General features: G+C 42.7%; 17 protein-coding genes. 6 read left to right on the top strand and 11 right to left on the bottom strand.

Going from position 1 to position 21,306, the window contains the following annotated elements; translation table 11 throughout:
• Nucleotides 1-37 precede the first annotated feature (37 nt).
• From PHEP_RS08495 to PHEP_RS08445, 11 genes are all read right to left on the bottom strand, one after another.
• The gene (locus tag PHEP_RS08495; RefSeq protein ID WP_143715719.1) at nt 38-1,363 is read right to left on the bottom strand and encodes a putative oxidoreductase C-terminal domain-containing protein; all 1,326 of its coding nucleotides are present in this window, start codon (nt 1,361-1,363) and stop codon (nt 38-40) included.
• 84 nt (nt 1,364-1,447) lie between these two features.
• Entirely contained in the window at nt 1,448-2,782 is a 1,335-nt protein-coding gene (locus PHEP_RS08490) for a sugar MFS transporter (protein ID WP_015807521.1), read from the bottom strand.
• Between the two features lie 9 nt (nt 2,783-2,791).
• On the bottom strand, nt 2,792-4,147 hold the full coding sequence (locus PHEP_RS08485; protein ID WP_015807520.1) for a Gfo/Idh/MocA family protein: 1,356 nt from the start codon (nt 4,145-4,147) through the stop codon (nt 2,792-2,794).
• An 8-nt stretch (nt 4,148-4,155) separates the two neighbouring features.
• Nucleotides 4,156-5,172 (bottom strand): Gfo/Idh/MocA family protein, encoded by a 1,017-nt coding sequence (locus tag PHEP_RS08480; RefSeq protein ID WP_015807519.1) that lies wholly within the window; start codon nt 5,170-5,172, stop codon nt 4,156-4,158.
• A 350-nt stretch (nt 5,173-5,522) separates the two neighbouring features.
• Entirely contained in the window at nt 5,523-5,879 is a 357-nt protein-coding gene (locus PHEP_RS08475; protein ID WP_015807518.1) for a c-type cytochrome, read from the bottom strand.
• Nucleotides 5,880-5,997: 118 nt separating this feature from the next.
• Nucleotides 5,998-7,287 (bottom strand): mandelate racemase/muconate lactonizing enzyme family protein, encoded by a 1,290-nt coding sequence (locus PHEP_RS08470; protein WP_202901237.1) that lies wholly within the window; start codon nt 7,285-7,287, stop codon nt 5,998-6,000.
• An 85-nt stretch (nt 7,288-7,372) separates the two neighbouring features.
• Complete coding sequence (locus PHEP_RS08465) at nt 7,373-8,434, bottom strand: dihydrodipicolinate synthase family protein (protein WP_015807516.1); 1,062 nt, start codon at nt 8,432-8,434, stop codon at nt 7,373-7,375.
• Nucleotides 8,434-9,450 (bottom strand): NAD-dependent epimerase/dehydratase family protein, encoded by a 1,017-nt coding sequence (locus PHEP_RS08460; RefSeq protein ID WP_015807515.1) that lies wholly within the window; start codon nt 9,448-9,450, stop codon nt 8,434-8,436. Before PHEP_RS08460 ends, PHEP_RS08465 begins: the two co-directional genes overlap by 1 nt.
• A gap of 16 nt (nt 9,451-9,466) precedes the next feature.
• Nucleotides 9,467-10,660 (bottom strand): Nramp family divalent metal transporter, encoded by a 1,194-nt coding sequence (locus tag PHEP_RS08455; RefSeq protein ID WP_049772231.1) that lies wholly within the window; start codon nt 10,658-10,660, stop codon nt 9,467-9,469.
• 181 nt (nt 10,661-10,841) lie between these two features.
• Nucleotides 10,842-11,456, bottom strand: a complete 615-nt coding sequence (locus PHEP_RS08450) for a sterol desaturase family protein (RefSeq protein WP_015807513.1) — start codon at nt 11,454-11,456, stop codon at nt 10,842-10,844.
• Nucleotides 11,457-11,549: 93 nt separating this feature from the next.
• Complete coding sequence (locus PHEP_RS08445) at nt 11,550-14,084, bottom strand: BamA/TamA family outer membrane protein (protein WP_015807512.1); 2,535 nt, start codon at nt 14,082-14,084, stop codon at nt 11,550-11,552.
• Between the two features lie 102 nt (nt 14,085-14,186).
• Between PHEP_RS08445 and PHEP_RS08440 the strand changes: the two genes are divergently transcribed.
• The 6 genes from PHEP_RS08440 (at nt 14,187) to PHEP_RS08410 (ending at nt 21,302) form a co-directional block, all read left to right on the top strand.
• Complete coding sequence (locus PHEP_RS08440; protein ID WP_015807511.1) at nt 14,187-15,122, top strand: ring-cleaving dioxygenase; 936 nt, start codon at nt 14,187-14,189, stop codon at nt 15,120-15,122.
• A gap of 1 nt (nt 15,123) precedes the next feature.
• Nucleotides 15,124-15,762: an alpha/beta hydrolase gene (locus PHEP_RS08435; protein ID WP_015807510.1), complete on the top strand. Its 639-nt coding sequence runs from the start codon at nt 15,124-15,126 to the stop codon at nt 15,760-15,762.
• 117 nt (nt 15,763-15,879) lie between these two features.
• A complete protein-coding gene (locus tag PHEP_RS08430) occupies nt 15,880-16,710 on the top strand; it encodes an AraC family transcriptional regulator (RefSeq protein ID WP_036673922.1) in 831 nt (276 codons plus the stop codon).
• A gap of 72 nt (nt 16,711-16,782) precedes the next feature.
• Nucleotides 16,783-17,280, top strand: coding sequence for a T9SS type A sorting domain-containing protein (locus tag PHEP_RS08425; RefSeq protein ID WP_015807508.1), 498 nt, complete (start codon nt 16,783-16,785; stop codon nt 17,278-17,280).
• A gap of 4 nt (nt 17,281-17,284) precedes the next feature.
• Nucleotides 17,285-18,436 (top strand): type IX secretion system outer membrane channel protein PorV, encoded by a 1,152-nt coding sequence (porV, locus tag PHEP_RS08420; RefSeq protein WP_015807507.1) that lies wholly within the window; start codon nt 17,285-17,287, stop codon nt 18,434-18,436.
• A gap of 4 nt (nt 18,437-18,440) precedes the next feature.
• Nucleotides 18,441-21,302 carry a beta strand repeat-containing protein gene (locus PHEP_RS08410; protein ID WP_015807506.1) on the top strand — a complete coding sequence of 954 codons (2,862 nt, stop codon included), beginning with the start codon at nt 18,441-18,443 and terminating at the stop codon, nt 21,300-21,302.
• Nucleotides 21,303-21,306 lie beyond the last annotated feature (4 nt).

The raw sequence follows: 21,306 nt of genomic DNA, 5'->3' as shown, positions 1-21,306 counted from the left end.
TAAATATATTATCCGAGTAATGTAAGATTTAACCAATTTATTTTTTTACGGCAAATTCCAGGGCTTTTGTAGTGGTATAGTATTTACTCAATAAAGCAGCCTTTTCCCATTCAGGAAGTCTTCCTTCTTTTAAAAAGCCTAAATATTTTTTAGCTACTTCAGCAAAATGCGCCTCATGCCCCACTTTGTATTTTTCCGGAATTACTACCTCCCAGCCTCCTTTATAAGCTTTCAGCTCTAATCCCGGATAGGTTTTGGCTATCTTTTCCACACTTTGCTTTAAAGCTGCAGCATAGTCTTTGTCATCAACCTTTTGGGACTCTATATATAAAGTAGGCTTATATTGCTGTTCAGGTCCCTGTTTTATAATCAGACTGGCCCTGGTCCCATGCATTACCGAATAATGTGTATCTCCTGTACCTTCAGGTGCTTCAAAATTCCAGATCACGGAAACCCTTGCATGTACTCCTTTAAGGGTATAGTTCATTTCTCCATTTGAATAAACGTTCAGCAAGCTATCTTTTACATCTTTTTTTAGAAAAGCAGGATAACTGCCTGCACCCGTACTTTTTTTAAATTGTGAAGGGGTAATCTGAGTGGTCCAGCGTTTTGCAGACAGCATATTCACATCCTTTTTATAGTCGATCTGCTGATCGGAAAAGCATTCCCATTGGATCATATCTACAAGATGTGTAGTTACGTCAACCAATCCGTTTCCTTCCTGGTCTACATCAAAATACCATTGTGGCCTTATCAATGGGGCTCCCGAAACATTTTTAAAGAAATGATGTACACTTTCTTTAGTAATAGCTGGTTTTTCGGCAGTCCCTTTTTCAAGTGTTCCAAATACATCCTGTTGTAATGAAAATTCCTTTTGCAGCATATTGGTAATTTCATAGCGCTCAGTCATAATGTCGTATAATATTACCTTATTTTTTTGTGCAGATTCAAACGACTTTTCCAGTTGTTCAAATCCTTTGCCATCAATAACCATCGGTTTATCAGCCAGTACATTTATACCCGCATCTATGGATTTTTGAATGTACTCTGTTTTCCTTTGGTTATTGCCTGCTAAAATTACCACATTCCCTTTCTTTTCTTCCAGCATCTTATGAAGGTAATCCTCTCCTTTATAAACCACTTCCTGCCATTTAGTAGGATCTTCTGCCCTGCTGTTGTATTTTTCAATCAGCTTCAAATGGGCTTCCAGCTCCGGTCCTTCAGGTGCATACACATGTACCACAGGGCTAATCTCCTTATACATCGATTTTTGTATGAGGGCAGCATGAAAATGCCCCGGATCCAGTGTAAGTAAACTGATCTTTAGTTCATCAGATCCTGAAGTTTTTTGCTGACAACTCATAGCCGTTACTAAAAGCAAACATATACCTGCCTGTTTATACTTGATTTTAAAATGATTACCTGAAAACATAGACATATTTGATTTTTAAGAAGTTTTAAAGGACCAGCTCCGAAGTTTATGGCCGTAAATTGCATAAAATATAAGGTAAACGTAACAAGGGAATAAAACCCAGTATGCAGCTCTCAGGTTAAATAAATCTGCAAAATATCCATAAAAAAGTGGCATAATTGCATTTCCACATAAGCCCATGATCATTAAAGAAGCTCCCACTTTGGTAAAACGGCCCAAACCATCAAGGGCAAGCGGCCACATACCCGCCCAAACCAGTGAATTGGCAAAACCAAGCAATACTACAAACCAGATAGAGATATCAGTAGCATGACCCAAAAAGATAACCTGTCCCTTTGCATAAATAATTAACAAAGTAAAAATACCACCCAGAATGGTGCATACCCTTAAAGCATTGACCTGGCTAATAAACCTTGGAATGGTTGTAATGCCTAACAGATAACCACAAATGGTTACAAACAGCGTATAAGAAGGAAATACTTTTGCTTCAAGTAGCTGGATATTCATCGATCCGGCATAACCGATAATGGTATCTATAGCGATAACCTGTGTACCTACATGCAGAAATATACCAAAAGCACCAAGAATCAAATGAGGAAACTGAAAAATACTGGTTTTACCGGAATTCGCCAGGGCTACATCTTCACTCTCATGCTCGGTATTGATCTCGGGAAGTGGAGAAAAGCGGACAAACAGCCCCAGGCACAGCAATACTGTACCTACACAGGAATAAGGTACAATTACCCTTCTGATGAGCTCGTCAAGCGCCGCACTTTTGGCAGCGGCATCCATTAAAGGCAATTGCTTAAACAGGTCACCATCTGTTGCCCTTAATATGACTGCAGCAAACAGCAGAGGCGCAAGTATACCTGCACCTTTGTTGCATATACCCATAATACTGATGCGCTGGGCAGCACTTTCCTTTGGTCCGAGCACAGTAATGTAGGGATTGGCCGCCGTTTGTAAAATGGCCAGGCCTGAGCCCAATGTAAACAGCCCCAGCAGGAAGACTTCGTAGGTACGGGAAAAAGCAGCAGGTACAAAAATAAATGCACCAACCGCCATCGTCCAGAAACCGATCATCATTCCTTTCTTAAAACCTACTGATTTTAAAAGATAGGAAGAGGGAACCGACATCACAAAATAAGAGATGTAAAATGCAAAGGCAACAAGATAGGATTGAAAGTTATTGAGTTCACAGGCAATTTTGAAATAAGGAATCAATATGGCATTTACCCAGCTTACAAAACCAAAAATAAAAAACAATAAACCAATGATAAAAATGGAGATAACCGTATCCCACTTGCTCAGAGAACTGACGTCGACAGCTGCTACATTTGTTTTTCTCATATATTACAGCTATACAGTTGGTTCCCAACCTTTTTGATAAGTTCTTTTCCAGTATTTCATCGCTTCCCTATTGTTTAAAATATGTCCGTTTTCAGGATCGATCTCAAGCGTGCTCCCAGATCGCTGGGCAATATTACCCAATTGTACCAATAAGGTACTTTTATGGCCACTTAAGATATCTGACCTTAAAGTAGTTCCTTTTTTGATGGCGTCAAAGAAATTGTTGATGTGTAATGCATCCAGACTCTGGGATGGATTGGTCAAACTTCCCGCAACAATATTCACATCATTTTTCACTTCTTTAATCAGTTTGTTGTTCAGGTCATAAACAGTATAGCCATTTCCAGCCCCAATTTGTAAGGATCCACTCTCCCCATAAAAAATTACCCCAACATTTGATCCCTCTATGTTACGTCCGTTACAGCTTCTTCCCTCCCAGGTGATTGTAGCTTTGTCGCCAAATTCAATGGTCATTACCTGTGTATCCGGTGTTTGCCAGTCGTCTTTATACCTGTAACGCCCGCCTGCAGAAGTTACCTTGGTTGGATAATCAACTCCCAGTCCCCATCTGGCCAAATCAACCATATGAGTACCATTGTTCAGCGCCTCTCCGGTTCCCCAATGCCAGAACCAATGCCAGTTGTAGTGCAGGAAATTATCTTTATAGGCCACTCTTGGTGCAGGCCCCTGCCAAAGATCAAAATTTAACCAGTCAGGAACAGCTGTTTCTTTTCCTATACCAATGGAAGGCCTGTTATTGTTATACCAGGTTTTGGCAAAATATGGCCTACCTATAATGCCGGCATGTAGTTCTTTAATGGCTGCAACAATATTTGGATAAGAACGGCGCTGGTTACCCATCTGAATTACATTTTTGTATTTAGCCACCGCTGCTAACAGGATTTCACCCTCGTTAGGATTATGACTGCAGGGCTTTTCCAGGTACACGTGCTTACCAGCTTTTGAAGCCAGTATGGCCGCCGGCGCATGCCAGTGGTCGGGAGCAGCTACCACTAAGGCATCCACTTCTTTTTTTTCCAGAGCTCTTCTGAAATCGGGTTCTGCCTTCGGCCTCTTGTGCTGGTTCTTTTCAACAACAGCCATGCATTTATCGGCAGCACGGCTATCTACATCGCATACATAGCTGATTTCACAATTTGGCTGCTGGGAAAAATTATCAGCAAGTGCCAAACCACGGGCATTAACGCCCATCATGGCTACCCTAATTCTGTCATTTGCACCAATTATACTTGCGTAGCTTTTTGCACTAAACCCAGGGAGTATACCTCCAAGAGATATGGTAGCTACACCAGTTACTGCATTTTTTATAAAATGCCTGCGGGTATTTCCTTCTGGTCCATTCATAATTTTAGTTATTTTGCTTTACTCAGCAGCCGTTCCATACTAACAGGAACACCGCCTTTGGCTTTGCTTTCATCTGCGGCTTCCATAAAGGCCGCAATCTCTAAAGTTTCCTCTGGTCTCACCGGTGATTGTCCGGATTCGAAAAATTTAACAATTTCTTCCAACAAAGGGTTGTACCCTTTAAAATTACCAAGGGCCACAGTTGCTTTTTCACCAAATACCCTGCCCCCATAACTGCTTGCACCTTTACGGGTTCCCCTGAAACTACCTATCCTGCCATCTTCCCAAACACCAACAACCACATCTGTATCTGGGGTATGAATCCTGGTTACAGTTTTACAACCTGTTCCCATAATGGTAAATAACATTTCAATACCATGTATGCCATACCAGAAAAAATCCGGATGTGTTTTTTCTAATTTAGACGGACTATAGGTCTCAGCACCAAGCACTTTACCTATTTTGCCTTCATTGATCTCAGCAATGCCATCAATATATCTTAATGAAGACGAAGAGAATACGGGTGTATTGTATTTTTTTGCCAGAGCAAATATGGCAGTAGCATCAGCAAGCGAGGCGGCCATGGGTTTATCAATAAACATTGGCTTACGTGCCTTCAATACTTCTGTTGCCTGTTCAAGATGCAACCTCCCATCATTGGTTTCTAACAACACAACATCAACCTTCTTTAAAAGGTCAGCAATCGAATTTACGATCTCTACTCCCATATTTTTCACCTCAGCAGTGATCCCTGGAATCCTTTCAACACTGCTGGCAATATCATTGCTTCCTTTAGGATAAGCAGCAACCACTTTATATCCCCCATAAGATGCAGGAGCATCAGCAGCATTTAATGTTTTAGTAAAAGCTACAGCATGAGAAGTATCCAAACCAATAATTCCCACCCTTTTTCCGGTCGCAAGAAAAGGTTTTGCATAAAGGGAACTTATATTACCGGTAACACTTAAACCAGCACCGGCCAATGCAGCCATTCTAATAAAATTTCTTCGGTTGTAACTACTCATAACTATTTATCTATAAATTAAACTTACATTTTTTGCTTCAATAGGGGAACATAAAATCTCCTTTAAAGAAAGGTCCGGAGAATTAGCTCCGGACCAATCCAACCTTTCTAACCAAGTTTTTCTCAAACCGCCTTCGGGTGCAGCAACTCGAAGGCCATCTTATAAAACCCATACGCACATGAGCTCCTCAAAACCTCCTGTTTTTTAATCAACATGAGGTTAACTCGTGTACGTACCCGAATCTACACACTAAATATGAAATATGCAAATTTATTTTATACCCTATAAAAAAGCCATGCGCAATGTGGTAGGATTACATCGGGCATGGCCATTCATTAAATTATCAGTTATTATTTTTTTGCTGCGCCCTGAGAAAGAACGAACTTAACCATTTTCTTTGCATCTGCAGCACTAACCTGGGGATGAGCAAGCATCGGAACCTGGCCCCAGGTTCCACTACCACCTTTTATTACCTTTGAAGCCAGTAAATTAACGTTGGCATCCGTAGGTTTATATTTTTTAGCAATGTCTATATAAGCTGGCCCTACCAATTTGGTATCTGGTTTATGACAGGCGAAACAATCGGATTTAGAAATCAGTAGTTTACCTGCGGCCACCTCTTTCGGATCCAGTGTCTGGCTTTTAGCAGTTACGGCACCAAATAAACCGATAGCTAAACAGCTTGAAAAAATTAAGGTTCTGTTCATTGTATATGTGTGTTATAATTAGGTTATGTGTTCTGGTTAAAATTAAATGTTGCTATGAATTGGGTAGTAAATATCTAAATATTTTTATTTCCATTTATGTAGAAAGATTATTTTCCGCTTATCCTTTGTTAAACAATGCATTATAATGTACTGAAGGCTCAAAGATACCACCGCTTTGTGCATAATATGCCTCATCTAATTCAAATATCCCATTTTTAGGTTTCGTCCAGGATGCGCTTGCTGCGGGGTGATAACTAAGCATATTTTTCCAGTTCCTATAATTCATATCCCCATTGGTTTCCATTAAACCCATCCCTAAGCCTGGAAATGGCGCCAGACGTGCAGCCAGGTTCTTATTCCAATCTATTAAAATCGGATTTACTGTAAGGTCTGCGCATAAACATGGAATTTCCCTTTCGGCAGCCAGTTTTGCAATTTTTACCGACATACTCAATGTTTTGGCAATTCCCTTCAGCACCAGTGCCTCATAACCCTGTTCTATTCTTCTTATCGCACCTGCTTCATTGTGCACACTTTCGTCTGCACCTATCCTTATACCTAAGTCCGATACGTTTTCTTCATTTTGCTCAGTTAAAGGTTCTTCATAGAAAAGGATATGATCAAATGCACCTATCTTTTTGGCGTGGTCAAGGTAGCGCATCAACAAATCTTTCCGTTCATACCTGCCATTGGCATCCATGGTATAGATTAGCTTTCCATTTGGGGTATAACTGGTTCTCAAATCTTTAAGTACCGCATGTACCTGGCTCAATTTTTCCATATCCTTTTGCAGCATTTCGCTCTGACTACCAGGATGTCCCGTCTTAATCTTAAATACAAAATACCCTTCTGATGCAGCAACTTTCAAATCCTCGACTGGCATGCCATAAGGTACCTGATACATAATGGCAATTTTATCGTTACGAAAAGACAAGCCTTTTTGATAAGATTCAGGGATCATTTCATCAAATGTTTTACAATTATGCTCGGCAGCGTAGATGAGCCAGGCCGCATTATCGGTACTGATCAATGCATTATAAACAAAATTGATGTTCAGGTCCGACCGTCCGGTGAGTTGTTTTGCTTCAGCAACAAGTTCCGGAAATATGGTGTCCAACAATGTGATCGGATTGGAAAAGGGTGTTTGTTTAATCAATTCAAGGGCCTTGTTCACTACAAGAAACATCAGCGCATTGCCTCCCGCCTCTGTATGCTGTGCAAAAAGATCCGCATCACCATATAGCACACTCTGGGTAGCCAGGCCTGTCCTGCTTATACCAGTGTCTGACTTAAGTTGTGAGGCCACCTGCCAAAGTTCAGTCAGATAACCACCTTTAAAACCAAATGGTCTCACCAGTTTCTCCCTCTCAAAATCGGCATCAGTTTCAATTATTTTAATATTTTTCATGGTTTTTGTAGCGGGGAGAGCTAATGTATCAAAACTGTTCCCGGAAAATGCTGCTATTAAACTTGTATTTTTAATGAAGGCCCTTCTATTGATCATTACCTAGAAACTTTTTCACGAAACCGTCATCTGTAAGCTTAGGATAAGCAGCACAAACCCTGCTGATTTCTTCTGCCTGTCCGTCCGACAATTGCTCTTTCGGGTTCAAACACCAGGTGCCTTTCATCAGTCCCTGCTGCCTTAGTACTTCGTGAATACCAGGTATACAACCATGAAAAGCATGTGAAGGATCAAATATGGCGGCATTCATATCCGTAACCTGTACACCTTTGGTCAGCAATGCCTCAAGCCCCTTACTGCCATTAGCTTTACAAGCCTTAATTTCTTCAAACAGCTGCACGGCTGCATTGGTCCACACAGCCCAATGTCCCAATAGCCCTCCAATAAATCCCTTTTCAAAGGTTTCACCATTTACCTCAAATTTATAACTGGTCAGCAGATCGGCCACAATGTTGTCATCATTACCCGTATACAGCGCAATTTTTTCTCTTCGGGAAGAATGACATACAGCCCGTACCACATCAAGGGTCTGATAGCGGTTAAAAGAAGCAACTTTTATGGCTTCCACATTTTCAATTTCTGCAAACCGAAGCCAGAAATCGTAACTAAAAATACGTCCACCTACACTAGGCTGCAGATAAAAACCAAATACAGGCATTACCGCAGCCACAGCCTCTACGCGGGCAAGAATCTCAGTTTCAGTCCAGCCCTGCAGGCCTCCCATGCTTAACAGCCCCATGTCATAACTATGTTTAACCGCAACTTTTGCTTCAGCAACCGCCTGTGCAGTTGGCCCGCAAATTCCTGCTATCTTAATAAAAGGGCGCTTCAATGCCGCTTTTTCTATTTCTTCGGCAGCCAGTTTAAGTACCGTTTCATACAAGTTAATCTTTGGGTCCCTAATCTCGAACTGGGTACTGTGTACCCCTACGGCTATTCCCCCTGCTCCTGCAGCCATATAATAACGGCTCAGCAAACGTTGTCCCTGTTCATCTAACTTTCTTTCTTCCGTTAAAGCCAAAGGGTGGGCAGGAATTACAGTGCCTTTATCCAGAAACTGTTTCAATTCGGGTTTCAATTGCTGTGCCATTAGAATTGTCCTTTCCTTTCCTGAAAGTGTGTTGGTTTATTGGAGATCTTGCCACCGCCCTGTAACCAGCTCACGGTCATTTCCAGCATTTCCCTGATCGTTACCCTTGGATATCCAAACAGTTTATGCGCCTCTGAAGCATTGTTTAACAAGGCGGTCGGCTGCACTTCATTTTCGAACAGGGCTTGTTTGTTCATTAACAGACCAAACTGTTCGGCCAGCCATTTTACAGAAAGGGTCTCAGGACCTGTCACATTCAATACTTTTGCCGGTGTACTGCAATGCAATAAAGAACGGATCGCAATTTCGTTGGCATCGCCCTGCCATATTACATTTACATTTCCAGTCGTCAGGTCAATCGCTCTGCCTTCGTTTACTGCTTTAGCAATTTCCAGCAGTACTCCATAACGAAGGTCAATGGCATAGTTTAAACGATAAATCAATACCGGCGTATTGTTTTTTTCCGAAAAATGCTGAAAAATGCGCTCCCTGCCTAAACAAGACTGCCCATATTCCCCAACCGGGGCTACCGGATGATCTTCTGATAAACCACCCGAGGTTACAGGTGTAAAAGGATAAACATTTCCTGTTGAAAAGACTACGATATTCGATCCTTTAAACCGTTCGGCTACCCTGCCTGGAAGATAAGCATTCATGGCCCAGGTAAAGGCCTCTTTACCGGTAGTTCCAAATTTTGTGCCCGCAAGATAAATGATATTCGCTGCATCAGGTAAAGCGGCCAGGTCATCTTCATTCAGCAGATCGGCAGAAATGGTTTCTATACCTGCAGCTTCAAGATCTTCACGTGCAGCAGTATCCGAAAAACGGGAAACACCGATGATGCGTTTCTTAAGCCCCGATTCATCAATAGCCAGTTTAGCTAGCTTAGCCATACTTGGCCCCATCTTTCCACCCACCCCCAGCAGCATGATATCTCCTTCAATCTTACGAAGATCTGCGATCAGCCTGTCTGATGGTTTTAACAATTCTTGTTCCAGTTGTTGTAATTCAGTCATTTTAATGTGTTAATGTTTATTTAAAAAACAGTTCTTTTACATTGCTCAGCGCCAGAAATATCAATATCAACAAACCTAGAGCTCCGAAAATTTTAGTAGATAACGTATTCACATGTTTGCCCATAATTTTTGGATCATTAGAAATGGCATACATGGCAATGCCTATAAAAGGAACCAGAAATATAGTTACACTTTGCGCAAAAACGATCAGTTCCAGGGGAAGTTTACCGAATTTTATGGCAATGATGGCTCCGAATACCATCACCATCGCAATAAATATTTTTACAGCTTTTGAATTGAGCTGACTGCCTTTACCAAAAGCATCGCCAAGCAAGGCACCCCCAACAGTAGCATTTCCCACCAAAGAAGAAAAAGAAGCCCCGAAAAGCCCAACAAGAAAAAATGTAGAAGCTGCACTTCCAAATAAGGGTTCCAATGCCCTGGCCATGTCCGATGCATTATTTACTTTGATACCTTTGGTATTCAATACTGCTGCCGCACAGATCATGACTATCGCACTCATTAATCCCAATATGACAATTCCTGTAATGCTATGGCTCTTCTTCTCCTTAATCTCAGGGTTTATCTTTATTCTCTCCTGTACCAGATAACTCTGGTAAAAAGCACCAACAATCGAAAAACAGGAAGCAAAAAAAGCAATCACAAGTCCGATTGAACCATCCGGTAATTTTGGCACCAGACCACCTGCCATTCCAGCAATACTTGGTTTGGCAAAAAACAATGTAGTAACAAATGCAAAAAGCATCAGGGCAACTAAAAAGATCATCAGTTTTTCCAGCACTTTATAAAAAGCCCGAAAGAAAAGCAGGCAAATCCCAACCAAATTGAATACTACAACCCACAAAACATGTGAAGTTCCGGTGGCCTCGCCAACCGCAATGCCCACACCAATAGAATTGCCGGCCTGAAATGAGGTGGTGACAAAGAAAATACCAAGCCCTATCGCTATGGCAGCAGCATTACCCCATTTGTTGCGGATAACGCTAAGCAGCGACTGGTCTGCAGCTACACCTATTCTGGCACCCATAATCGTAAAAATCGTCATAAAGAAGATGGCCACAACAACGATCCATAACAAACTGTAGCCATAATCTGCACCCAGTTTGGAAGTAATGGTCATTTTACTTGGCCCAAAAACCAGCGCCGCGGTAATAATTCCAGGACCTAGTGACAAAAGCCACTTTTTCATATTTGATATCATATTTCAGGGTTAGTTTGATCATGCTAACAACTACCTGTTAAGCTTTAATGACAGTTATTCGTTAACGTACCCGAAATTATTAAATAAAAAATCTAAATACAACTTATATTAAAAAAAGACATCATTTTTATTTAAAGACAGGAGAAAGAAGAGCCATGCATAATGCAAACTATTTCTTTAAAAAATCGGAGCCAAAAATCCTGTCCCACAAAGCAGATGTTACTCCATATCCCCTGGTGGAATCGTCATAATGGTGCAGCATATGGTGATGCTTGATTTTCTTCCATACCCCATTTTTGAACTGGGCATGATGTAACATATAGTGGGTAATGTCATAAAAAAGATAACCTAAAATAAAACCGGCAAAAAAACCATCCAGCATATGTAAAGGCAGCAACCACCTGAAAAGAAAATAAAAAGCAGTAGCCAGGGGAATACTTGCCGAAGGCGGCATCACCAGTCGCTGTGCATCATTCGGGTAATCATGATGTACTCCATGAAATATAAAGTGGATACGCTTACCCCAGTTCGATGAAGGATAAAAATGAAAAACAAAGCGGTGCAGTACATATTCTGTCAATGTCCAAACGAACAGGCCCATCACCAGGTGCAGTAAGAACATCAGCAAACCATTTGCACTCACAGAGGTCCAGAAAAAATAGCCTATAACAGGCACATAAACGATAAGTGGCACATAATAAGGCACTTTGGACAATGCTTCGAACAAAGGATTTTTAAACATCCTGATCGACTCCCGGGAATTGGATACAAAATTCTTTTTCATCTTTAACTAATTCTGCTACCTGATAAAAGGAAACGCTAAATTACGGCTTTTCTTGTTTTTCTTAAAGTAGCAATTATTGAAATTTAGTCATTTTTAATACCTGAATTTCATGGCCACATAAGGATACCATCCTTCATTGGAATGACCCATTACAAAACGGAATACGGTCAACGCCGCTGGTGCAAAATAGACTCCACCGCCATAACCCAGATGCCAGACAGCAGATTTTTCAGTCTTTTGCCATACCCTGCCCACATCCTGAAAACCAAGCAGCCCAAACTGCCCTGGAAGGATATAATTGATAAAATCGGCAACTTTGACCCTCAGTTCCAGGTTATTGTACACACTATGCTGACCACCAAACCTAAACTCCCTGTATCCCAGTAAATTACCTTGTCCGCCCAAAAACTGAGATTGATAAAAGGCCTGCTTACCAATGGTAAGTCCCCCACCCACACGATCGCTAATGATTATTTTCTTTTTCTTATCCAGACTTTGATAAAAAACAAAACTGGCATTCAGCTGTGCAATAGAATTGGAAAAAGAATTTAATCCTTTATAAGCCAATAGTCTGGCATCAAAATAAGTACCCGAAGCAGGCAAAATATCACTGTTGCGGTTGTTATGGATAAAATTAGCAGAAAGGCCCGCATAACCTTTATCTTTTGTAATCGTAAGGCTATCAGACGAATGCAGCAATAAAGGGTTATTGATAAACCTCCCTTCATTATCGTCCCTGCTATACCTGTAGTATTGAAAGGAGGGACCAAAACTAAAAGTCCATTTCGCCAGTTGCCACCTTATTGCCGGATCAAACTGGTAAAGACTAAACCTTGCCCTGTAATACCGTACAAAATCGCCTGTTTTATTAAAAGTTGTTTCATTCCCCAGGCCATAAAAATTCTGAGAATTTTCCGGCGCATACGCATCTGCCTGCAATACAATATCAGCTTTTCCTATAACTTTAAAAAGTTCTGCCCTGTAATTGAACCTGAACCCTTCCGTAGCAAAAGAATGCAAAAAAGAAAAAGAATGCGTACTGCCGTAAGGCCATTTCCGAAAACCCGGTTGTATTAATTTGTAAGAAAAACCCAGTAAAACCCTATCGTCTATATTGTAACCGGCATTTAAAAGTAACATTCGCCGGGTATACAGATCTGTGGGTACAAAGTGGGTATTTGAAGTATCGCTGTCAAAATGCTTTGTAATTTTACCGGTATTACCGCTTAAAGCAACATTGTTGTCCATACCATAAACCGGCACCCGGCGGTTTACATTTTCTATATGGTAGCTTTTTTTCCCTTCTACGCCAATAATCCTGAGCTTAATGGCTGAATTAAGGTTGTTTAAAATCAGGCTATCATTTCCGTTTTTCATATACAGCCTTATTTCCCTGGTTACGGCCGGATCAAAAGTCCGGTCAAAAACAACATCCTTAACAAGTCCATCTTTACCCAGCTTATGCATGGTAACGGTCAGCCCCCCTCCTGCTGCATCAGTAAGCTGTACAAACTCATTTTTATTACTGGCCTGTACGTCTACAATCCTGTTAATGAAATGATAATATCTGCTCATCATGGAAGGCAATTTCCCCCTTCTTTCTTTCAATTGGGCCAACAGCCTTTCATGCCTCAAACTATAGCCTGGTTCTGGTAATTTCTTCAATGCTTTTTCAAAAATCTCATCCGTTAAAGCCGTACAAAAATCTTTAACGATCTGGTTCCACTGCTGTTCATCCAGCTGGGCAAACCACCGGCCATATATGGCCCTGCCTTCCCAAAAAAACCAGTTGATATCCCGAATATTCCTTTCATAACCCTGTATCATGGGCAAAAGCCAGGAGGCCTGAGCGTAACGTGGAACGATACCTTCAGACAAATAAAATACCTGGTCCCTGTCGCGCGGAATCGCCATATACCTTGTCGTCCCTTCCCCATTTTTTACCGGCTTCCAGCGCCATTGGTCTTCATGCCTGTCCCAGTCGCCCAGCAACGCATCCAATGCCTTTGCTCTTAGCAATAAAGGGCCGTCATACGTATAATCATTGTTATCGTCCAGTTTGCGCATCATCTTTCCCGAATTATCGGTATCCCCGGCAGGCTCCCTTTCCTCCAGCAGGCAAAGCGTATTGGCAAACACGCCGGCAAATTCCCCCAGTTTTTCATCCGGCAGTACCCAGCCTATCATCGGGTCACTGTGTGGCACATTCACCGCATCAGCAATGGCCGGCACTACCAAAGCCGAGAAAGGGTTTTGGGCCGACATATTATCTTTCACCACCTCACCTGCAAATGTTTTCCTGAATATGGCAGGCAAAAGGATCTCCGGGAATTTTTCTACACTTCTCAGTACCCACTCTTTTCCCTGCCGGTCAACCAGTCTGAGAGAATGCGACTGGTTGCCGCCGCCCCTTTGTGTCGGGCTCAGCCCTCCTTTGATCACTGAAATCCTGATCACCGGAACTTTTACGGGCAATGCATATTCTTTACGATAGTTTTCGCCAAATAAAAACCGGTGAAACTTCCCCACACTATCGTACCTGGGATAAATCTTCACTTCAACAGAATCCTGGGCTTTTGCAAGCCAGTTTACCATCAATAAAACGGAGAAGAGCACAAATCTGGTCATGATTTAAATATCTGCATATAAAGCTACACATTTCTTAATCTATGGTAAGATTTTTGGCATCAACAAGCTGTAATTTTGTGTGGTCATTAAAAAGGAAACGTTATGAACAATGAAATTTTAGGTATACATCACATTACTGCCATAGCAGGAAATGCAAAAAGGAATTATGATTTTTATACCGGTATACTGGGTTTAAGGCTGATCAAAAAAACAGTAAACTTTGACGATCCGCATACCTACCATTTTTATTACGGTGATGAAAAAGGCACACCAGGAAGCATTTTAACTTTCTTCCCATGGGAAGGCATACAGGCTGGCCGACGGGGTACCAAACAGGTAACCGAAATTGGATATAGTGTTCCGGCCGGCAGCCTGGAGTTCTGGCAAAACCGTTTTGAACAGCACAACATCATATATAACAAACCCGCAGTAAAATTTGGCGAGCGTTACCTCACTTTTCTGGATCCTGATGGTTTGAAATTTGAACTTACCGAAGCTAAAGTAAAAGACAACAGGCCACAATGGGAAACGGCCGGAGTGGACAAGACCAATGCAGTGCATGGCTTTCACCACATCACCAGTACCACCAATAAAATGGAAGGTACTGCTGCCGTTTTAACTACTATTTTCGGATACAGATTAGCAGAATCAGAAGTGAACCGCCATAGGTTTATCACAGATACAGTGGAGCAGGCTGCAATTGTAGACCTGGTAGAGGCCCCTGGAGAAGCCATAGGCCATGTAGCAGGTGGCTCTGTCCACCATGTAGCCTTCAGGGTAAAAGATGAAGCAACCCTCATGTATTTCAGGGATAAAATAGTGGAAATGGGTTTAAACATTACCGAAAAAATAGACCGCAATTATTTCTATTCCCTGTATTTTCGTGAACCAGGTGGCGTACTTTTTGAAATCGCTACCGATAATCCGGGTTTTACCATTGATGAGCCACTGGCAGAATTGGGCAGCAATTTAAAGTTACCTGCACAATATGAAAGCATCAGAACAGAAATAGAAGGCATTTTACCTCAACTCAGTTAATATGTACACCCATCAAAAAAACAGCATTACAGCCGGGGTTCCGGTAGCCGAAGCAAAAAAAGCAGTTATATTCATTCATGGAAGAGGGTCGTCAGCCGAAGACATCCTCTCCCTGAACAATCACCTGGGTATTAAAGATGCTGCCTTTTTTGCACCCCAGGCTACCAACAACAGCTGGTATCCATATAGTTTTATGGCACCTGTTAAGGAAAATCAGCCAGCACTGGATTCCGCACTGGGTCTGATCAAGGAACTGGTAGCTGAGATTGAAAATGCAGGAATTCTGCAGGATCAGATTTACTTCGTAGGTTTCTCACAGGGTGCCTGCCTAACGTTGGAATACATCACCAGAAATGCGGGTAAATATGGTGGTGCAGTAGCGTTTACCGGCGGACTGATCGGCAAAGAGATTAACATGCAAAATTACAAGGGCAACTTTAAACAAACGCCGGTGCTCATTACTACCGGCGATCCCGATCCACATGTACCGGTTTCAAGAGTGGAGACAAGCAAAGGTATTCTTGAAAAAATGAATGCCATGGTTAGCCTAAAAATTTATCCAGGCAAACTGCACACCATTAGTAAACAAGAAATTCTTTTGGCCAAAGAAATAGTATTTGACTCGAACCAGCTACGTTAACCCAGCAGTTTATTAACCAACTCATTAGTTAAGCTACTTAAAAATAAATAAAAAACATTTTTTTGTCATTTTGGCAAAAAAATGTTTTTTATTTGTAGTACATCTATACTAACTGCCGTGAATATCAAACCCTTTGTCCCTCATCCGGCCTTGCAACCCTATGTATTGGGTTATGCATTTGTAGAATTGGAAGAGCTCATTACCAAGCAAAACCCCGTTCATATTTTTCCAGTCGAATATACAGTTATTTGTTTTGCACTGGATGAGCAGAAGTTAATTAAGGAGCTTCATACCAATGAAGCCACTACCCACCCGTTTTGCTACGTAGGCTTTTTGAACAAATTACGTTCCTTCGAAACTTTTACCAAACGACTGGTTCAAATCTACCTCAAACCTTATGGAGGATATAAACTACTGGGCATACCCCAACACCATTTTACCAATTGCGCCACTAATGTAGAAGCGATCTTTCCACATCTTAATGCTATGGTTAACCAAATGCAGGACAACGCCGGCTCACCAGAAAAAGTGGTAGATATTCTTGACAAATGGCTACTTCAAAGACTGGAACAAACAAAAAAAATCTATGTAGACCGTATGATCTATGCCTGCAACCTCATACAGGCTTCGGCCGGCAACATGTCCATACCAGAGCTCTGTACCAAAGCGGCAATGTCGCCAACAACCTTACGTGATCATTTTAAAGAGAAAATCGGTTTTAGCCCTAAAACTTTTAGCAGAATTGTACGCTTCAACCAGATGAACAGATTTCTTTGCAGCCATTCAGACACCAAATGGACACAACTGGTTGATAAATTCCAATTCTTTGACCAAAACCATTTTATTAAAGAGTTTAAATACTTTTTTGGCTGTACCCCCTCACAACTTCATAAAATAGGTGAATTGAGTTTTACAGGACAACTCCTTGAAAATTTGGACATCCAATAAAATCCGTTGTTTTTTACTATTTATTGATTGTAACAGGAATTACTTTTACGGACATTCTATTTAACAATCTTTATGAAAACAATCATCCCTATTTGTTTTGCATTAGCCACTGGAACAACTGCTTCCGCACAGCAGCCCCAACTGCAGCGCTCGGTTATCGCCAGCGCAGGAGGTTTTGCACAAATCAACAGCAGCATTGTCCAATACACCATTGGCGAGCCGCTGGTCAGCAGCCTGGAAAGTCCACCTATACTACTTAGCCAGGGTTTCCAGCAGCCCGAAATTGCCGGTAATGAAATAGAACCCGAAATCAACTTTGTGAACAGCTTTATCGTTTATCCAAATCCGGCAAGCGGGTCAACCAATGTAGAATTTGACCTGTTGAAAGACGGCAAGGTTAACATGCAACTGGTTAACAATGCCGGACAAACAGTCAGAAATTTTTCCGTAAACCTTCTGGCAGGTAAAGTAAAATACCCACTGCTGATATCCGGTCTTTCTTCCGGCCTTTATTACGTAGTGCTAAAAGCTGCAAACAGGCAGTATGCAGAGAAATTAGTTATACAATAAGCCTATGAAACCTACAATTTACCTTACCGTATTTTATGCGGTCTGTATGGTCTGTTGCTGTCAAAAAAGTTTTGGCCAGCAAGACAACAGAGTGGTTAGTACCGGTGCCGGATTCCTTTTGCTAAGCCCAGATGCACGGAATGCAGGTGTGGCTGAAGCCGGAACAGGACTTACAGCTGATGCAAACTCAGCTTTCATCAATGCCGCCAAACTGATGTTTGCAGACAAAATGGGCATCAGCGTATCCTATACACCGTGGATGAAAGAACTCAGCAAAGATTCACACCTGGGTTACATTACCGCTTACCGGCATTTAAACGAAAGAGAAGCCATTGGTCTTTCTATCAAATACCTTGACCTGGGCATGATCAATTTCAGGAACGAAGCAGGTGAAATGTTGCAGCAATATAAAGCAAATGAATTTGCGATCGATGCCAGTTACAGCCGGAAGTTCGGAGAAAATTTTGCAATCGCATTAACCGGGCGCTACTTCCAAAGCGACATCGGATCCGGAACCTACAACAACTTGTTGTTAAAAAAAACCGATGCCTTTGCCGCCGATATTGCCTTTTATTCGGATAAAGATACACCCAGCGGTAAGTACGGCAGACGCTTTGCCTGGGGGCTGGCACTAAGTAATATAGGTACCAAGCTCAAATACAACGAAGTACAAACCACCTTTATGCCTATGAACCTAAGGATAGGCGCCGGTTATACCCTATACGCAACCCCAGAAAATAGCTTAACAGTCCTCCTCGATGTAAACAAACTCCTGGCACCTACTCCTCCAAAATATAAAACAGACCTGGATGGAAATCCAACCAGCCAGATCGAAAAAGGAAAAGACCCCAACAGAAGTGTAGCCAGCTCACTCTTTACCTCATTTTACGATGCTCCCGGAGGCTTTAAAGAAGAAATGTCTGAATTCACCATAGCAGGCGGGCTCGAATTCTCTTACTACAGCCAGTTCTTTATCCGTACCGGCTATTTTTATGAAGATCCCGAAAAAGGTAACCGTCAGCATTTTGCCGCCGGACTTGGCTTTGTTGCCAGGCCCATCCGGGTAGACCTGAGTTACATATTCCCCAGCGCAGAGCGCTACGTGATGCGAAACACCATGAAATTCACTTTAAGTTACAACCTATCTAAACGCTAATAACATGAAAAATTTTACAATATTCATTTTCTTAATTGTGCTTTCTGCCTTCCAGAATGCATCAGCACAAAGCGGCTTAACCGGTATCAATTATCAGGGAGTGGCCAGAAACACAAATGGCACCGTATTGTCCAATCAGGCAGTTAAGGTAAAAATATCCGTACTCGGCGGCAATCCGAACGGTCCCGTTCAGTACATGGAAGAACATGCCTTAAACACCAATGCGCTTGGGCTTTTCACCCTACAAATTGGTAAAGGTACCGCACTTACAGGAACCTTTGCTGCTATACCATGGCAAAATGCCAACCAATATGCAAAAGTAGAAATGGCAATAACCGGTGGAAATTACGTTGCATTAGGTACCAACCAACTGATGAGTGTTCCCTTTGCTTTATTTGCAGCTGCAGGAACACCAGGCCCTCAGGGTGCCGTAGGACCTGCAGGGCCAATAGGGCCGCAAGGCATGGTGGGTCCTGTAGGTCCGGTGGGCGCACAGGGAGCAGTAGGTCCGGCCGGACCAGCAGGACCGCAAGGTGCACAAGGCCCGGTGGGTGCAAATGGTGTACTAACAGGACCTGCCGGTGGCGACCTGTCGGGCACTTATCCCAATCCGGTAGTGGCAAATATCCAAACCAAACCCGTTGCCAACACTGTCCCGGTTTTAAACGATGTATTAAAATTTAATGGTGTGGCCTGGGCGCCGGCATCTATCGGTGTCGGGGGTTTTATTTTGCCTTTTAATGCAACAGAAAACAATGCGGCCAGCCTGTTCTCCATTACTAATGCAGGCGATGGCACGTCAATAGAAGGAATAAACAACACCACAACTAGCAGCATCGCCGCCATACGAGGTATTGTAAGCGCAACAAATCCAGGTGGCTTTTCCAGCGCCGTACGCGGCATCAACAACGGAACGGGCGGTTTGGGCATAGGCGTGTGGGGTTCTCAGGCCGGCTCGGGCTGGGGTATTTACGGTGTTACACCAAATGGCCTCGGTGTATATGGCAATAGCTCGGCCGGTGGAACAGGTGTTTATGCCAATAGCAATACCGGCACAGGTCTAATCGCAACCAGCAATAACGGGGTTGCAGCAGACATAACGATTTTAAACAATGCCAACAACAGTACTGCATTAACAGTGAGTACATTGGGCAACGGAACCACCATTAACGCAACAGCCTCTGGCAATGGCGTTGCTGTAAAAGCCAACAGCACCGGAGGAAATGCTGTAGATGCAACAACTAATGTACAGACAGCCGCAGCCGTAATTGGTCGTAATTATGTCAATGGCGAAGCAGTAGTAGGGCTTGCCAAGAGCGATATTGCCGGCGCCGTAGTGGGTCGGAACGACGGTGGCGGATATGGTGTTCACGGCTTTGTATCCGGCAATACCACCGGTACAGGCATAGGCGTATATGGCCGGGTGGGTCTCGGCGGAGGTACCGGACGTGCCGCAAAATTTGAGAATTTCAGTAAAACCAATACGCAGAATACACTTGAAGCTTATACCATAAGCAATGGCGATCCGGGCGATCCGGGTGCAGGAGCAGCAGGATCATTTATAGTTGACAATACAAACAGCGTATCACCTGGAGTAAAAGCAAGTGTGAATACCATATTTGGCAATTACGGGGCAAGCGCCATACTCGCTGAATCTACTGGCACAGGCGGTTTCGCCGGAATATTTCGAAGTACAAATACATCAGGTAACGGAAATTCATTGATTTCAATAAACGATGGGAATGGCAATGCGATCACAGCCAACGTTAAAAAAAACGGGAATGCCGTAGAAGCGAATGTAAATGGTACTGGTAATGCCATTTATGGCTGGGTTCCTACTTTTTCAACTGGTAAAGCAGCAAGATTTGAAAATTTCAATGAAGCCAATAACAACAGTTTATTGTCTGCAAAAACAGTAGGTAACGGCATTGCAGGAGATTTTATAGTTGACAATACGTCAGGCACTTCCGCTGCCGTCAAAGGAGAAGTCAACTCTCAGTTTTCCAACTTTGGTACTGCAGGGTTGATGGGTGTTTCCTCAGGTACCGGTGGCTTCGGCGCTTTGTTCTATGCTTCCAATCCTATTGGAAACTCACCTGCAGCTATTGCTATTGCAAAAGGTAACGGAAACGGGGTCACTGCCAGCGCAGACAAGCTCGGAGACGGTTTAGAAGCCGTCGCTAATGGTAGTGGCAGAGCTGTATTTGGCTGGGTTCCAAGTTTTGGCACAGGCAAGGCCGCACAATTCAGCAATTACAATGATGGAAATGCCAATGAAACAGTGTACGTTAGTAACGATGGAACAGGCACTGCTTTACGTGTCCACCACAAAGGCCCCTCAGGTAACATTGCTGTTTTCCAAACCGGCAATACCGCTGCCGGAACCAACGTTATCCGTTTCGATAAAACCGGCAAAGGCTTTTTTAACGGTGGTACCCAGTTAGGCGGTGCCGATCTTGCAGAAATGTTTGATGTAACAGGTGGCAATCTTGCTGCTTATGAACCCGGAGATGTCATGATCATTTCCGTTTCACAGGACAGGGCTATGGAGAAATCTGCAGAACCCTACTCCACACTGGTAGCAGGCGTTTATGCAACCAAACCAGGCCTCATGCTCACAGAAGGAGATGCTACACTAGACATTACGGATAAAATGCCTTTGGGTGTTGTAGGCGTAATCCCGACAAAAGTTTGCGACGAGGGCGGGGCCATCAAACGCGGCGATCTGCTGGTTACCTCCAGCAAACCAGGTTATGCCATGAAAGGAGATTTAGAAAAAGTTAAACCCGGTCAGGTCATTGGTAAAGCATTGCAGGAACTCTCTTCCGGCAATGGCAAAATAAAAGTATTGGTAAATGTTAAATAATCAC

Source organism: Pedobacter heparinus DSM 2366 (genome assembly GCF_000023825.1).
Lineage (GTDB): Bacteria > Bacteroidota > Bacteroidia > Sphingobacteriales > Sphingobacteriaceae > Pedobacter > Pedobacter heparinus.
Note: the sequence above shows the minus strand (reverse complement) of the source record. Positions and strands in the feature narration are given on the sequence as shown.

What these genes read in the sequence shown, in the direction of transcription:
- PHEP_RS08475 (WP_015807518.1), bottom strand. Translation starts at nt 5,879, where the DNA reads ATGAACAGAACCTTAATTTTTTCAAGCTGTTTAGCTATCGGTTTATTT.
- PHEP_RS08495 (WP_143715719.1), bottom strand. Translation starts at nt 1,363, where the DNA reads ATGAGTTGTCAGCAAAAAACTTCAGGATCTGATGAACTAAAGATCAGT.
- PHEP_RS08490 (WP_015807521.1), bottom strand. Translation starts at nt 2,782, where the DNA reads ATGAGAAAAACAAATGTAGCAGCTGTCGACGTCAGTTCTCTGAGCAAG.
- porV (WP_015807507.1), top strand. Translation starts at nt 17,285, where the DNA reads ATGAAACCTACAATTTACCTTACCGTATTTTATGCGGTCTGTATGGTC.
- PHEP_RS08460 (WP_015807515.1), bottom strand. Translation starts at nt 9,450, where the DNA reads ATGACTGAATTACAACAACTGGAACAAGAATTGTTAAAACCATCAGAC.
- PHEP_RS08450 (WP_015807513.1), bottom strand. Translation starts at nt 11,456, where the DNA reads ATGAAAAAGAATTTTGTATCCAATTCCCGGGAGTCGATCAGGATGTTT.
- PHEP_RS08435 (WP_015807510.1), top strand. Translation starts at nt 15,124, where the DNA reads ATGTACACCCATCAAAAAAACAGCATTACAGCCGGGGTTCCGGTAGCC.
- PHEP_RS08410 (WP_015807506.1), top strand. Translation starts at nt 18,441, where the DNA reads ATGAAAAATTTTACAATATTCATTTTCTTAATTGTGCTTTCTGCCTTC.
- PHEP_RS08465 (WP_015807516.1), bottom strand. Translation starts at nt 8,434, where the DNA reads ATGGCACAGCAATTGAAACCCGAATTGAAACAGTTTCTGGATAAAGGC.
- PHEP_RS08485 (WP_015807520.1), bottom strand. Translation starts at nt 4,147, where the DNA reads ATGAATGGACCAGAAGGAAATACCCGCAGGCATTTTATAAAAAATGCA.
- PHEP_RS08445 (WP_015807512.1), bottom strand. Translation starts at nt 14,084, where the DNA reads ATGACCAGATTTGTGCTCTTCTCCGTTTTATTGATGGTAAACTGGCTT.
- PHEP_RS08455 (WP_049772231.1), bottom strand. Translation starts at nt 10,660, where the DNA reads ATGAAAAAGTGGCTTTTGTCACTAGGTCCTGGAATTATTACCGCGGCG.
- PHEP_RS08480 (WP_015807519.1), bottom strand. Translation starts at nt 5,172, where the DNA reads ATGAGTAGTTACAACCGAAGAAATTTTATTAGAATGGCTGCATTGGCC.
- PHEP_RS08440 (WP_015807511.1), top strand. Translation starts at nt 14,187, where the DNA reads ATGAACAATGAAATTTTAGGTATACATCACATTACTGCCATAGCAGGA.
- PHEP_RS08470 (WP_202901237.1), bottom strand. Translation starts at nt 7,287, where the DNA reads ATGAAAAATATTAAAATAATTGAAACTGATGCCGATTTTGAGAGGGAG.
- PHEP_RS08425 (WP_015807508.1), top strand. Translation starts at nt 16,783, where the DNA reads ATGAAAACAATCATCCCTATTTGTTTTGCATTAGCCACTGGAACAACT.